This window comes from Aquabacterium sp., from assembly GCF_029946005.1.
Lineage (GTDB): Bacteria > Pseudomonadota > Gammaproteobacteria > Burkholderiales > Burkholderiaceae_C > Aquabacterium.
Genome location: NZ_JAQSDR010000032.1, coordinates 1 through 11,651 on the forward strand (window position 1 = coordinate 1; position 11,651 = coordinate 11,651).

The window sequence follows — 11,651 nt, forward strand, 5'->3', positions numbered from 1 at the left end:
AAAACCTGAATTATTCAAGAAGCGCGTTTATAACCAGCCGGGACTTGACACTTAGCAAGCCGAATGACCACAACCGCTGCACGCCTTCCGTCCGGCGGAGTTATGTCGGCCAAAGGCTGTTCTTAGTCGTTCGAGGCTTGGCGGAGGCGCGACAGCTATCCGCAGCACCGTCCGCTGAGCGGCGTAGGCATGGCCGGCAGCCCCGCTGCTACAGGCCGCTCGACTACGGTGCGCCTTCGGACCTGCTTGACTGACTGCTTCAGCGTCGCGTGACAGGTCACATCCACCCAGATCGTCGAGAGCCAACGTTGGTGATGAGTTGGTGATGACCTCCTCGGCGTGCATTCGGGCTGGAAGACAACGACTAAGGTACCAATTTCACCCTCTCGACGATGCCAGATGGTTCGCCTGAAGTCACCACGGCCAGTGGAATTCCTACCGACGCAACTTGTTGCACCACGGCGGTTCCAGGATGTCGCCAATTAGAGTACTGGTCGGCTGCCGCGACGCATAAGTTGGGGCGAATGACCTCCAGAAGTTCCTCATGGAAATTGTGCTCTGAGCCATGGTGTGGAAGCACGAAGGTGTGCACCTGTTCCAACAGCGCACCGAAATGCTTGAAAAAGGCTTTGCGCTTCGTCCCGTTTGCCAAAACGGCATCTCCGGTCCCAAGCCAGCCAGCACGACCACTCTTCGTTCGCAGAGATCGCCCAGCCCAGCTACGGCACAGGTAAATTGGCATTTTTGGGCCAACACCCCCCAGAGAGACAGGACCGGAGTACACGCTGAGCGATGTCACGTTGAGATTGCGGTCAACGGCGCTGTAGTGTTGGCGCCGATTCAAAATTGAGCCACGGCTCAGTTTTCGGTCGGCGTCAACACTGAGACCTTGGCCAGTGCCTTGGCGACAAAGCTGCAAAACCTGATCAGCAATCAGCCAAGGCTGGCTGAAAGGCTCGAAATTCAGTCCATGGCGGCGATCGGGAAGCGCTTGTACGGTGCCTATTGGGCAAAGCCCAAGCTTGTGACGCAGCCTCAACTGAGCCAAATTTTGACTGAGGCAGCCAAGGTGGACGCCAGTCTGAAATTTGGCCAACGCTTCTTGCTCGGTGAATGGATCGATCTCGTCGATGCTTGGCAGCTGAAGACGTGGGAAGCCTACAGAGATGTGAAGCGATTGGGACGCAAGACCAGACTGTCGGAAGCTCAGCGCATTGCCTTATGGGCAGTGTTCGCGCGGGCGCAAGAGGCTTTGAAGCAAAGCGGTCTGATCACCCATGCAGAGATGTTTACTCGGCTGGCAGAGAAGGTCAGCACGCTCAAGCATCCACCCTTTGATTTCGTGGTGATTGATGAGGCCCAAGATGTGAGCATCGCGCAGCTCAAGTTCCTGGCTGCCATCAGTACCAACGATGGTCAGGTTCGGCCAAACAGCCTGTTTTTCGCAGGTGACTTGGGGCAGCGAATCTTCCAGCAGCCGTTCTCATGGAAATCGCTGGGCGTCGATATTCGTGGGCGGTCGCGGACGCTGCACATCAACTACCGCACGTCGCATCAGATCAGAGCACAGGCCGATCAGTTGCTGGGGCCTGATTTTTCTGACGTGGACGGCAACACCGAAGACCGGCGCGGTACGGTGTCCGTGTTCAATGGCCCAGCCCCCGAGATTCACTCGTTCAAGTCTGAAGCAGCGGAAAGCAAGGCGGTCACGGACTGGCTTGGCTTATCGATCGCATCAAGGACGGCTTGGCGCCGCATGAGCTTGGGGTGTTCGTCAGGTCCGACGCGCAGGTCGCGCGAGCAGTCTCAGCGGTCACTGGTGCTGGCATCCCACACAGCGTGTTGGACGAGCACGTTGACACCAACAACGGCATGGCTTGCGTCTGCACGATGCATTTGGCGAAGGGGCTGGAGTTTCGTGCGGTAGTGGTGATGGCCTGCGACGACGAGGTCATCCCTCTGCAGGAGCGCGTCGAAGCAGTCGCGGATGACGCCGATATCGAAGAGGTCTACAACACAGAGCGCAACCTGTTGTACGTGGCTTGTACGCGGGCACGTGACCGGCTTTTGGTGACCAGCGCCGAGCCAGCTTCAGAGTTTTTGGTGGACCTGCGGTGATGCCAGTCAGGCAGTCTTGCTGAACGAAAGTATTTTGTATATACTTTTTCAGTACAATCAGCGTGAGGTTTGATCATGTCCAAGGAAGCCGTTTTCACGATGAAGCTGGAGCCCGAACTACGCGACCAGTTCATGGCCGAAGCTGAGGCCAGCCATCGACCTGCCTCCCAGGTGGTCCGCGAGTTGATGCGCGAGTTTGTTGAGCGGCAGCGCCAAGCTCGTGAATACGATGCTTTTCTGTCCAGCAAAGTGGAAGCGGGCCGGGCGTCCATGCGCGCAGGCGTTGGTCGCTCCAGTGATGAGGTCGAAGCGACGTTCGCAGCACGGCGTGCCTCTGCGGCCAGCGCTCCGTGAAAGTCATTTGGACACCCGAAGCGGAACAAGATCGCGAGGACATCTGGCTGTACATCGCAGCTGATAACCCTCGGGCGGCCATCCAGATTGATGCGCTTTTCAGTGATGCGACGGCACGGCTTGTTGACCATCCACAGATCGGGCGCCCAGGCAAAATTCCGGGCACGCGTGAACTGATCCCGCACGAAAATTACCGTCTTGTGTATGAGCTTGATGGGGAAGTCGTGTGGGTATTGGCCCTGATTCACACTTCGCGGCGGTGGCCCCCAGCTCGCGAGTGAGGGGGCAGTCATGGCGCTTCGTGCCGCTGACCAGGTTGTGCTGGTTGCGTAGCCAAAACGTGGCTACGTTAGGCTGATTGATGCCCCCCAACGCCCTGACATACTCCCGGTTCCCTAGGCGTGCTTCACCCGCAGCCGGGTCAACGCTGGTGGATCAGCCGCCTTGCCCAGCCACGGATCGCGGTCTTCGCCCCCAAACGTGCTGACCAGAAAGTCAAAGAACGCCCGCGTCTTGGCCGGCAAGTGCCTGCGAGAAGGGATGGCCGCGTAGATGCCCATCTCGAACAGGCGCCATTGCGGTAACACCCGCTCCAGCGTGCCTTGTGCCAGCGCTTGCGCGATGACGTAAGAAGGAAAGCCGCCAATGCCCATGCCCGCCACAGTGGCGTGGTGGGTGGTCTCCAGATGGCCGGTGCTCAAGGCGGGTGAGGGCAGGACCAAGGTCAATGGCTGAAGGCGCGATCCTTCGGATGGATCACCGGGCTCCGGGTAAAACGTCAGTTCGCAAGGCCGCTTCGGGCTCAGCATGTCATGCCGCAACAACTCTTGTGGATGAGTGGGCCTGCCGCATTGCTTCAGGTAGGTGGGGGAGGCACACAGCACCACGCTTGAGCTGGCCAGCCGCCTGGCCACGAAGCTGCCATCCAGCGGTTTGCCCTGCGCCGCGATGATGCTCACGTCAAAATTCTCGTCCAAGGTCTCCACCATCCCCGGGGCGGACAAATCGATGGCAATGTGCGGGTACAGCGCGCGAAAGCGCGGCAGGATGGGGGCCAGTTGGTGGGCCGCGAAGGCGGGCGGTGCCAGCACTTTGAGAACGCCCCGGGGCTCGGCCGTGTCCGAGCCTACTTCCGCTTCGACCTGCGCCACGTCGGCCAGGATGCGGCGCACCTGCTCCAGGTAGCGCTCGCCTGCTTCGGTCAGCACCAGCTTGCGGGTGGTCCGGTTGATCAGCCGCGAGCCCAGGTGTTCTTCGAGTTCGTTGATCAAGCGCGTGACAACCGAGGGTGACAGGTTCAGGTCACGCGCTGCGGCGGCGAAGCCGTTGAGGTCGATCACGCGGCAGAAAATCTGCATGCTTTGAAGCCGGTCCATCTTGTCCTTTCACCGCCCAGGCAGGCACTAAAACTCTACGCTGCTGTCCGGCATTGTTCTCGTTTTTGGAATAGTGCATTCGCGCAGCGGTGCTTTTTCCGCGCTTTGCTCACTTCTACAGTGAACGCATCAGGGATTTTCCTGATGCTGTTGAAGAAAGAACCATCATGAACACACGCACTACTCTCCTGGCCGTTCTGACCGCCGCCCTGGCTTTGCCTGCACTGGCCGACACCAACGCCCCCGTGACACGAGAACAGGTCAAGGCCGAATATGTCCGTGCGCTCAAGGCCGGCGAACTGGACTTCGCACGCGAATTCGTCACCCCGGTGTCGCGCCCTTCGACCCTGGCCACGGCCGACAAGCTTGAAGAGCTGGGCCCCACCGCCGCAGGCAAGCAAGCCACGGTTGCCACCAGCAAGACGGCCCATTGATGAGGGAAGTGGCCGCTGGCGGACGATGTGTCCTTTTCCCGCCGTCTTCTGGGGCTTTTCAAGCATCGTGACATGAACCTCCCGACCTACACTGTGTGAACCAATGCCGGTGTCCAGGGATATCCTTTATGCACGATGGCCTCCTCGTGAAGAAGCACCTCGATGCCATGCTGGCCGGCGGCCCCCTGGTCGCGCAGCAGGTGATTGACGCCACGGCTCTGCGCTTGCGTGACTCCGGCGCCACCATGGCCTTGGCCACGGACCGCCAGCATTTGTTTGAAGTGCTGGAAGCCTTGCAGATTCACCAGTTGGCCTTGACCACCGCGTTTGGCTGCGACATCAAGGCGGAAATCGAGTCGGCGTCGCAGGTGCAGGTCAATGCGGTACGCCTGCCCGCCGGGCCTTTGCGCCTGGAAGACCTGACCTTGATGGACGAGGATCAGGCCGAGAAAGACATCGAGATTTCACGCACCATCCAGCTCATCGACTTGAAAGCCGAATGGGAGTTGCGTGAGTTGCAAGCCCTGACAGCCACGCTGTTGGGTGAAACTGTGCTGCGCTTGGAGGCCAATCCTTGCCGCCCCATGGTCTATGCGCGGGCCTTGAGCCGCGCGGCGCATGACCTCAGGGTGTCCAAGGCCAGTCGGGGCATGTTCTTGCGCACGGCTGGTTTTGCCATGGCCGATGTGCTCCGGGATGTGTACGGCGACGCATGCCGAAGGCTCAAAAGCTGGGGTCTGCAGCCGCTTGAGTTTCGCAGTGCCGCGATCGTGCGGGCAGGCACGACGCCCGAGGTGGACCTGACCCAGCCCGATGCGCTGCTGAGCTTGCGTGAGCGCCTGCCCAAGCGTTCCGCCACCGACGAGCCGCCACAGCAACAAACGGTGGAGTTGCTCTCGCGCCTGTTCGAGCAGATCCTGGCCGATCCCCGTTTGCAGTCTTCGGTCAAGGATGTGATCGGGCGTTTGCAGGCCTCGGTGGTTCGGGTGGCCTTGACCGATCCGACACTGATGAGCTCTCACGAACACCCGGCCTGGTCCTTGATCAATCAGATCGCCGCGCATGCTTCCGACCACCCCCAGTTCAGCGATTCGCGCGGATCGGCGTTCATGGAATTCGTGGAGCCTCTGATCGAGCGTCTGGCTGTGGAGGCGGCGCCCAGCGCGGCCTTGTACGAAGGCGCCTTGTCGGATGTGCAGGCTTTCATCGACCGCGAGGATGAAACGCAATTGCAGCATTCTCAGGCGGCAGTCAAGGCATTGGCGGAGGCCGAGCAACGCCAGACCTTGATGCCCTTGTTGCGCCAGCAGGTGATGCACCAACTGCAGAGTGCCGAGTTGAGTGAAACCTTGCGGCGCTTTTTGACAGGGCCATGGGTGGAAGTGTTGGCGCGCACCATGGTGTCTCAAGGCACTGACAACCCGCACACGCAGGCCCTGGTGGGCACGGTCGATGAATTGCTCTGGAGCCTGGAGCGCCCCGCCAGCGAGCTGGACCGCGACGAGGTTCGCCAGCGCCTGCCCTCATTGGTCGAGCGGCTGAAGATGGGCATGGAAATGATTGGCCTGCCGCAGACCGAACGCGACCACGTGCTGGACGACTTGATGCGCGCTCACAGCCGGCGATTGCGCGGTGCCCCGGCTGGCAGCGAGGCCAAGACCGCCACGCCGCAAGACCTGGTCCAGCAAATGCGAGATGAAGTCCTGGACGACGACCAGGAGCAAGGTGCCGACAGTTGGACCCAGGACACCAGTGTGGGGGCGCTGCCCACGGTGCCCATGGCTCTGGGCGGTGCTGAAGAGGACGGCCGAGTCAAGGCGGCTGCTCAACGCTGGCTGCAGACCCTGACCAAGGGCGTGCGCTGCAAGCTGTTCCTGCAAGGGCAATGGGTCACGGCCCACTTGCTTTGGCGCAGCGACAACGGCGAGTTCTTCATGTTCACCAGCTCATTGGCGGGCGGCATGCACTCGATGACGCGACGTGCCCTGGAGCGTTTGCGCATCGAGGGCCTGGCCACCACCTTTGTGGAGTTGAGCTTGATGCAACGGGCCGTGGACAGTGTGCTGCAAGACCTCGACGAAGCTTAGCGGCTCAAGCCCTGGCCAGCCACCGCTCAACCAAGTTGATCCACAGGTTGGCCCCCAATGGAATCAACTGGTCGTTGAAGTCATAACTGGGGTTGTGCAGCATGCATGGGCCGAGCCCATGGCCCCCTTCGCGGTGCGCGCCGTCGCCATTGCCGATCAGGAAGTAGGCGCCGGGAATGGCCTGCAGGTAGTAGCTGAAATCCTCGGCACCCATGGTGGGTTCGAACTCCAGCACGTTGTCTGCGCCCACCAGATCAACCATCACCTGCCGGACGAAATCGGTCTCGGCCGCGTGGTTGATGGTGGGGGGGTAATTGCGGTTGAACTCGAAGTCGCATTCGGCGCCGAAGGCCGCGCACGTGTGCTGGGCCACCGCCCGCATGCGCTCTTCGATCAGGTCCAGGACTTCCGTGGTGAAGGTGCGCACGGTGCCTTGCACAGTGACGAAATCGGGCACGACGTTGGTCGCTTCGCCCGCCTGGATCATGGTCACTGAAATGACGCCAGTGTCGATGGGCCGCACATTGCGCGTGAGGATGGTTTGAAATCCTTGCACCATTTGGCAGGCCACCGGCACCGGGTCGATGCCCAGGTGCGGCATGGCCGCGTGCGAGCCCTTGCCGCGCACGGTGATGTGGAACTCGTTGCTGGAGGCAAAACAGGGGCCGGGCTTGATGGCGAACTGGCCCACGGCCATGCCCGGCCAGTTGTGCACGCCAAAAATCGCCTGCATCGGAAAGCGCGTGAACAGGCCATCGCGCATCATCGCTGCGGCACCGCCACCGCCTTCTTCAGCGGGCTGGAACACCAGGTACACCGTGCCTTCAAAGTCGCGGTGGTGTGCCAGGTGCTGCGCCGCTGCCAGCAGCATGGCCGTGTGGCCATCGTGGCCGCAAGCGTGCATGCGCCCGGCGTGGCGGCTGGCGTGCGCGAACTGATTGCGCTCGGTGATTGGCAGGGCATCAATGTCGGCGCGCAGGCCCACCGCGTTGGGCCCCGGGCGGCCCTGGATCACGCCGACCAGCCCTGTCTTGCCCAGCCCTCGGTGCACCTCGATGCCCCAGCCCTCCAGCGTCCTGGCGATCAGGTCCGACGTGCGAACCTCTTCAAAGCACAACTCGGGGTGTGCGTGAATGTCGCGGCGCAGAACCTGGATCGATTCAGCCTGATCCAGCAAGGAGGGCAGCACCAATGACGACAGGTCGGAAATGTCGGCGGACATGGCGAGGTAAGCCTGATGAGGAGGAAGCCTGATCTTACCTGCGGCCTTGGGACAAGGCCAGCCACCAGCCGCTGACCGCTAAACTGATGCCCCATCTATCCATCAATGAGGAGGGCCGCCATGGCCGACATCAAGATTCAACGTTCCCATGCCCTGGGCATGGACAAAGCCCGTGCCCTGGCCCAGGACTGGATGAGCGATGCCGCCAAACAACTGGGCCTGACCTGCAACCTGGTACAGGGCGAAGGCGAAGACACCATCAGCTTCGAGCGCATGGGCGTCACGGGGCAGATGAAAGTGCGCGCCGATGCGTTCGAGCTGGACACCAAGCTGGGCATGATGATGTCGGCGTTCAAACCGCTGATCGAGGCCGAGATCGACCGGAACCTGGCCAACATCCTGGCCAAGGCCAAGGCCGAAGGCGGCACGGCCTGATGCGGCCGGACCTGCGCCATGAATCTGGGGTTTGACGCACTGCCCGATGCCTGCGACGTTCTGGTCGTGGGGGCGGGGCCGGCTGGCAGTGCCGCGGCCTTGACCCTGGCGCGTGCCGGCATGGCCGTGGTGCTGGTGGAGCAGCAGGCTTTTCCGCGCGACAAGGTGTGTGGTGATGGTCTCATCCCTGATGCGCACCAGGCGCTGCGCGAGTTGGGTGTGCTGGACGAGGTGATGCGCCATGCCCAGGCGGTGGGCCATGTGGCCTGCATCGCGCCCCGTGGCGGGCGGGTGGATGTGCCGGGTGAACTGGCGGTGCTGCCGCGCAAAGTGCTCGACGACATCCTGTGCCGCGCGGCGGTGTCGGCCGGTGCCCGCATGCATGCGCCGGTGCGGTTTGCCGCGCCACTTGAAGAGGGCGGCGTGGTGGTGGGCGCGCGGCTGCAGCAAGGCGATCGGCAGCACGAGATCCGGGCGCGGTGGGTGGTGCTGGCCACGGGTGCGGTGCCCCAGGCCTTGTTGGCGGCTGGCATGGCCGAGCGGCACACGCCCAGCGGCGTGGCATTGCGCGGCTACATCAAGAATGACGCCATGGTGGGTCGCATTGATTGCCTTGAAATCGTCTGGCACCGAGCACTGCGCCCCGGCTACGGTTGGATCTTCCCGTGTGGGGATGGCGTGTTCAACATCGGCGTGGGCATCTCGGAGATTCGTCAGTCGCGCGCGGGCGGTCAGCCCAACCTGCGCCAGATCTACGACTGCTTCACCCGGGTGCATGCCCCCGCGCGCGAACTGGTGCAAGGCGGCGTGCCCATCGGTGAGATCAAGGGGGCGCCTTTGCGTTTCAACCTGGAGGGCGCGCGCTTTTCAAGGCCGGGCTTGCTGGTCTGTGGCGAAGCGGCAGGCAGCACCTATTCGTTCACGGGCGAGGGCATCGGCAAGGCATTGCACACCGGCATGCTGGCCGCGCGGGCCGTGATCAATGGACAGCAGCAGGGCTGGGGCGATGCCCAGGTGCGCTCCAACTTTGAGGGGCAACTGAACGACCTCAAGCCGCGCTTCAAAATGTACCAGCGCGCCAACTGGGTCAATCGTCAGCCTTGGTTGGCCGACGTGGTGGTCTGGCGTGCTCAGCGCAGCGCCAAGATTCGCCAGCGCATCAGCGGCTTGCTCGATGAAACCAGCAACCCCGGCCACCTGTTGACGGCCAAGGGTGTGCTGAAGCTCTTCACCGAATAGCGTTCACTTCACTTTTTCAGCGATTCGATCAGGTCGATGTAGGTTTGTTTGGCCTGGTCGGAGGTCTTGCCCTTGAGGGCGGCCCAGGCGTCGTACTTGGCGCGCGCCACGAAATCCATCATGCCGGGGCGGTCGCCTTGCACGTCGCCAGTGGTGGCTTGCTTGAAGAGCGAGTAGAGCTTCAGCAGGGTGTCGTTGTCCGGCTTGGCGGGCAGCAGCTTGGAATTGGCCACGGCGGCTTCGAATTGAGCGGTCAGGTCGGTCATGTCTGTCTCCTTATTGGGCTGCCAATCTTACTGCTGAGTCTTTCGGCCATCAGCCCCTTGAATACGGTGGATGCTCCCCGGCCGACGGCAAGCTTTTGACGCGCTCCCTACAATGCGGCACCTCATGAGTGCCGTTTCATTCCAGCAAGTCACCAAATCCTATGTTTCGGCCGGGCGAACCGTCGCGGCCTTGCAGGGCGTCAGCTTTGACATCAAAGATGGCGAATTCTTCGGTCTGCTGGGGCCCAACGGGGCGGGCAAGACCACCCTCATCAGCATCCTGGCGGGCTTGAGCCGCGCCACCACCGGCAAGGTGACGGTGCGGGGCCAAGATGTCGTCACGGACTATGCCTTTGCGCGCCGTCAATTGGGCGTGGTGCCGCAAGAGTTGGTCTTTGATCCGTTCTTCTCGGTGCGCGAAGCCCTGATGATCCAGAGCGCCTATTTCGGGCTGAACAAGAACGGCGCCTGGGTCGACGAGCTGCTGCACAACCTGGGCCTGAGCGACAAGGCCGATGCCAACATGCGGCAGTTGTCAGGCGGCATGAAGCGGCGCGTGTTGGTGGCGCAGGCCCTGGTGCACAAGCCGCCGGTGATCGTGCTGGACGAGCCCACGGCTGGGGTTGATGTGGAGTTGCGCCAGACGCTTTGGCAGTTCATCGCGCGGCTCAACAAGGAGGGCCACACGGTCCTCCTGACCACGCATTACTTGGAAGAGGCGGAGGCCTTGTGCCACCGCATCGGCATGCTCAAGCAGGGCAAGCTGGTGGCCTTGGAGCGCACCTCGGCCCTGCTGGCCGGCATGGCGCACACCATGCTGCGCTTCAAGACCGATGACCCCTTGCCGGCCGCGCTGGCCGAGCAAGCCCGCATCACCGGCCGCATCGTGCAATTGCCGGCCCATGACGCGGCCGAGATCGAGCAGATCCTGGCCACCTTGCGGCAAAGCCAATGCCGCATTGAAGACCTGGAAATCGGCCGGGCCGACCTGGAAGATGTGTTCCTCAGCATCATGCAGGGCGTGCACGCATGAGCGGCCTGAACAATGCCCTGGGCCTGTCGGGCGCCTGGCCGCTGTTCATCAAGGAAGTGCTGCGCTTCTGGAAGGTGGCCTTCCAGACCGTGGCGGCACCCGTGCTGACCGCCGTTTTGTACCTGCTGATCTTTGGCCACGTGCTGCAGGGCAAGGTCGAGGTGTTCAACGGCGTGGGCTACACCCGCTTTTTGATCCCCGGCCTGGTGATGATGAGCCTGCTGCAAAACGCCTTTGCCAACAGTTCCTCGTCGCTGGTGCAAAGCAAGATCACCGGCAACCTGGTGTTTTTGCTGCTGACGCCGCTGTCGCACCGCGCTTGGTTCGTGGCCTACGTGGGTGCGTCACTGGTCCGAGGCTTGGCCGTGGGCCTGGGCGTGTTCCTGGTCACGGGTTGGTTCGCACCGCCCGGCCTGGCTGAACCCTGGTGGGCGATCATTTTCGCGGTGCTGGGCGGCTCGCTGCTGGGCGCGCTCGGCTTGATCGCGGGCCTGTGGGCCGAAAAATTCGACCACATGGCGGTGTTCCAGAACTTCATCATCATGCCCATGACGTTTTTGTCGGGCGTGTTCTATTCGGTGCATTCGCTGCCGCCGTTCTGGCTGGGCCTGTCGCACCTGAACCCGTTTTTCTACCTGATCGACGGTTTTCGTCGCGGTTTTTTTGGCGTCAGCGACGTGAGCCCCTGGCTCAGCCTGGGCGTGGTGGGCAGCGCCACACTCGGGGTTTCGCTGATCGCCCTGCACCTTCTCAAGACCGGGTACAAAATCCGGCACTGACCTTATTCGTTTGATTTTGCCGAGAGCACCCACCATGGCCGACCCCACTGCCGCTGAAGTTCAGCAATTCATTGCCGAGGGCTTGCCCTGCGCCCACCTGGAAGTGGAGGGCGACGGCCAGCATTTTTTCGCCACCATCGTCTCTACCGAGTTCGAGGGTAAGAACCGCGTTGCCCGACACCAGCGTGTTTACCAGGCCCTGGGCGATAGAATGCGGGCTCAGATCCACGCCCTGTCGATGAAGACCTTGACCCCGGCGGAATGGGCCGAAAAAGCCTGATCTGGTTTCAGTTTTTTCACATTCACCG

Annotated in this window: 14 protein-coding genes; 11 read left to right on the forward strand and 3 right to left on the reverse strand. The window is 62.0% G+C overall.

What is annotated here, in order from left to right; translation table 11 throughout:
• Positions 1 to 889 precede the first annotated feature (889 nt).
• From PSV38_RS15040 to PSV38_RS15055, 4 genes are all read left to right on the forward strand, one after another.
• Positions 890 to 1,927, forward strand: a complete 1,038-nt coding sequence (locus PSV38_RS15040) for a UvrD-helicase domain-containing protein (protein ID WP_300548787.1) — start codon at positions 890 to 892, stop codon at positions 1,925 to 1,927.
• The gene (locus PSV38_RS15045; RefSeq protein ID WP_366526664.1) at positions 1,891 to 2,118 is read left to right on the forward strand and encodes a 3'-5' exonuclease; all 228 of its coding nucleotides are present in this window, start codon (positions 1,891 to 1,893) and stop codon (positions 2,116 to 2,118) included. The genes PSV38_RS15040 and PSV38_RS15045 overlap by 37 nt, the downstream gene beginning before the upstream one ends.
• 75 nt (positions 2,119 to 2,193) lie before the next feature.
• Entirely contained in the window at positions 2,194 to 2,472 is a 279-nt protein-coding gene (locus PSV38_RS15050; RefSeq protein ID WP_300548790.1) for an antitoxin of toxin-antitoxin stability system, read from the forward strand.
• On the forward strand, positions 2,469 to 2,753 hold the full coding sequence (locus PSV38_RS15055; RefSeq protein ID WP_300548792.1) for a type II toxin-antitoxin system RelE/ParE family toxin: 285 nt from the start codon (positions 2,469 to 2,471) through the stop codon (positions 2,751 to 2,753). The genes PSV38_RS15050 and PSV38_RS15055 overlap by 4 nt, the downstream gene beginning before the upstream one ends.
• 114 nt (positions 2,754 to 2,867) lie before the next feature.
• Here the strand turns inward: PSV38_RS15055 and PSV38_RS15060 are convergent, their stop codons facing one another.
• On the reverse strand, positions 2,868 to 3,830 hold the full coding sequence (locus tag PSV38_RS15060) for a LysR family transcriptional regulator (protein ID WP_300548794.1): 963 nt from the start codon (positions 3,828 to 3,830) through the stop codon (positions 2,868 to 2,870).
• A 185-nt stretch (positions 3,831 to 4,015) separates the two neighbouring features.
• Between PSV38_RS15060 and PSV38_RS15065 the strand changes: the two genes are divergently transcribed.
• Together PSV38_RS15065 and PSV38_RS15070 are read left to right on the forward strand one after the other, a co-directional pair.
• Positions 4,016 to 4,282, forward strand: a complete 267-nt coding sequence (locus tag PSV38_RS15065) for a DUF4148 domain-containing protein (RefSeq protein ID WP_300548796.1) — start codon at positions 4,016 to 4,018, stop codon at positions 4,280 to 4,282.
• A gap of 146 nt (positions 4,283 to 4,428) precedes the next feature.
• A complete protein-coding gene (locus PSV38_RS15070) occupies positions 4,429 to 6,369 on the forward strand; it encodes a DUF1631 family protein (RefSeq protein WP_300548798.1) in 1,941 nt (646 codons plus the stop codon).
• Positions 6,370 to 6,373: 4 nt separating this feature from the next.
• Here PSV38_RS15070 and PSV38_RS15075 read toward each other — a convergent pair whose 3' ends face one another.
• Entirely contained in the window at positions 6,374 to 7,591 is a 1,218-nt protein-coding gene (locus tag PSV38_RS15075) for a M20 aminoacylase family protein (RefSeq protein ID WP_300548800.1), read from the reverse strand.
• A 120-nt stretch (positions 7,592 to 7,711) separates the two neighbouring features.
• On the opposite strand from PSV38_RS15075, the gene PSV38_RS15080 reads away from it, so the two are divergent.
• Complete coding sequence (locus tag PSV38_RS15080; RefSeq protein ID WP_300548802.1) at positions 7,712 to 8,026, forward strand: polyhydroxyalkanoic acid system family protein; 315 nt, start codon at positions 7,712 to 7,714, stop codon at positions 8,024 to 8,026.
• A gap of 18 nt (positions 8,027 to 8,044) precedes the next feature.
• On the forward strand, positions 8,045 to 9,265 hold the full coding sequence (locus tag PSV38_RS15085) for a geranylgeranyl reductase family protein (RefSeq protein WP_300548804.1): 1,221 nt from the start codon (positions 8,045 to 8,047) through the stop codon (positions 9,263 to 9,265).
• Positions 9,266 to 9,273: 8 nt separating this feature from the next.
• On the opposite strand, the gene PSV38_RS15090 is transcribed toward PSV38_RS15085, so the two are convergent.
• Entirely contained in the window at positions 9,274 to 9,531 is a 258-nt protein-coding gene (locus PSV38_RS15090; RefSeq protein WP_300548806.1) for an acyl-CoA-binding protein, read from the reverse strand.
• A 124-nt stretch (positions 9,532 to 9,655) separates the two neighbouring features.
• Between PSV38_RS15090 and PSV38_RS15095 the strand changes: the two genes are divergently transcribed.
• Genes PSV38_RS15095 through PSV38_RS15105 form a run of 3 tightly spaced genes read left to right on the forward strand, consistent with a single transcriptional unit; the run spans position 9,656 to position 11,623 of the window.
• Positions 9,656 to 10,564 (forward strand): ABC transporter ATP-binding protein, encoded by a 909-nt coding sequence (locus PSV38_RS15095; protein ID WP_300548808.1) that lies wholly within the window; start codon positions 9,656 to 9,658, stop codon positions 10,562 to 10,564.
• The gene (locus PSV38_RS15100) at positions 10,561 to 11,343 is read left to right on the forward strand and encodes an ABC transporter permease (RefSeq protein WP_300548809.1); all 783 of its coding nucleotides are present in this window, start codon (positions 10,561 to 10,563) and stop codon (positions 11,341 to 11,343) included. The genes PSV38_RS15095 and PSV38_RS15100 overlap by 4 nt, the downstream gene beginning before the upstream one ends.
• 34 nt (positions 11,344 to 11,377) lie before the next feature.
• On the forward strand, positions 11,378 to 11,623 hold the full coding sequence (locus tag PSV38_RS15105; protein ID WP_300548811.1) for a BolA family protein: 246 nt from the start codon (positions 11,378 to 11,380) through the stop codon (positions 11,621 to 11,623).
• Positions 11,624 to 11,651 lie beyond the last annotated feature (28 nt).

What these genes read in the sequence shown, in the direction of transcription:
- PSV38_RS15045 (WP_366526664.1), top strand. Translation starts at nt 1,891, where the DNA reads ATGCATTTGGCGAAGGGGCTGGAGTTTCGTGCGGTAGTGGTGATGGCC.
- PSV38_RS15050 (WP_300548790.1), top strand. Translation starts at nt 2,194, where the DNA reads ATGTCCAAGGAAGCCGTTTTCACGATGAAGCTGGAGCCCGAACTACGC.
- PSV38_RS15060 (WP_300548794.1), bottom strand. Translation starts at nt 3,830, where the DNA reads ATGCAGATTTTCTGCCGCGTGATCGACCTCAACGGCTTCGCCGCCGCA.
- PSV38_RS15065 (WP_300548796.1), top strand. Translation starts at nt 4,016, where the DNA reads ATGAACACACGCACTACTCTCCTGGCCGTTCTGACCGCCGCCCTGGCT.
- PSV38_RS15075 (WP_300548800.1), bottom strand. Translation starts at nt 7,591, where the DNA reads ATGTCCGCCGACATTTCCGACCTGTCGTCATTGGTGCTGCCCTCCTTG.
- PSV38_RS15080 (WP_300548802.1), top strand. Translation starts at nt 7,712, where the DNA reads ATGGCCGACATCAAGATTCAACGTTCCCATGCCCTGGGCATGGACAAA.
- PSV38_RS15085 (WP_300548804.1), top strand. Translation starts at nt 8,045, where the DNA reads ATGAATCTGGGGTTTGACGCACTGCCCGATGCCTGCGACGTTCTGGTC.
- PSV38_RS15090 (WP_300548806.1), bottom strand. Translation starts at nt 9,531, where the DNA reads ATGACCGACCTGACCGCTCAATTCGAAGCCGCCGTGGCCAATTCCAAG.
- PSV38_RS15095 (WP_300548808.1), top strand. Translation starts at nt 9,656, where the DNA reads ATGAGTGCCGTTTCATTCCAGCAAGTCACCAAATCCTATGTTTCGGCC.
- PSV38_RS15100 (WP_300548809.1), top strand. Translation starts at nt 10,561, where the DNA reads ATGAGCGGCCTGAACAATGCCCTGGGCCTGTCGGGCGCCTGGCCGCTG.
- PSV38_RS15105 (WP_300548811.1), top strand. Translation starts at nt 11,378, where the DNA reads ATGGCCGACCCCACTGCCGCTGAAGTTCAGCAATTCATTGCCGAGGGC.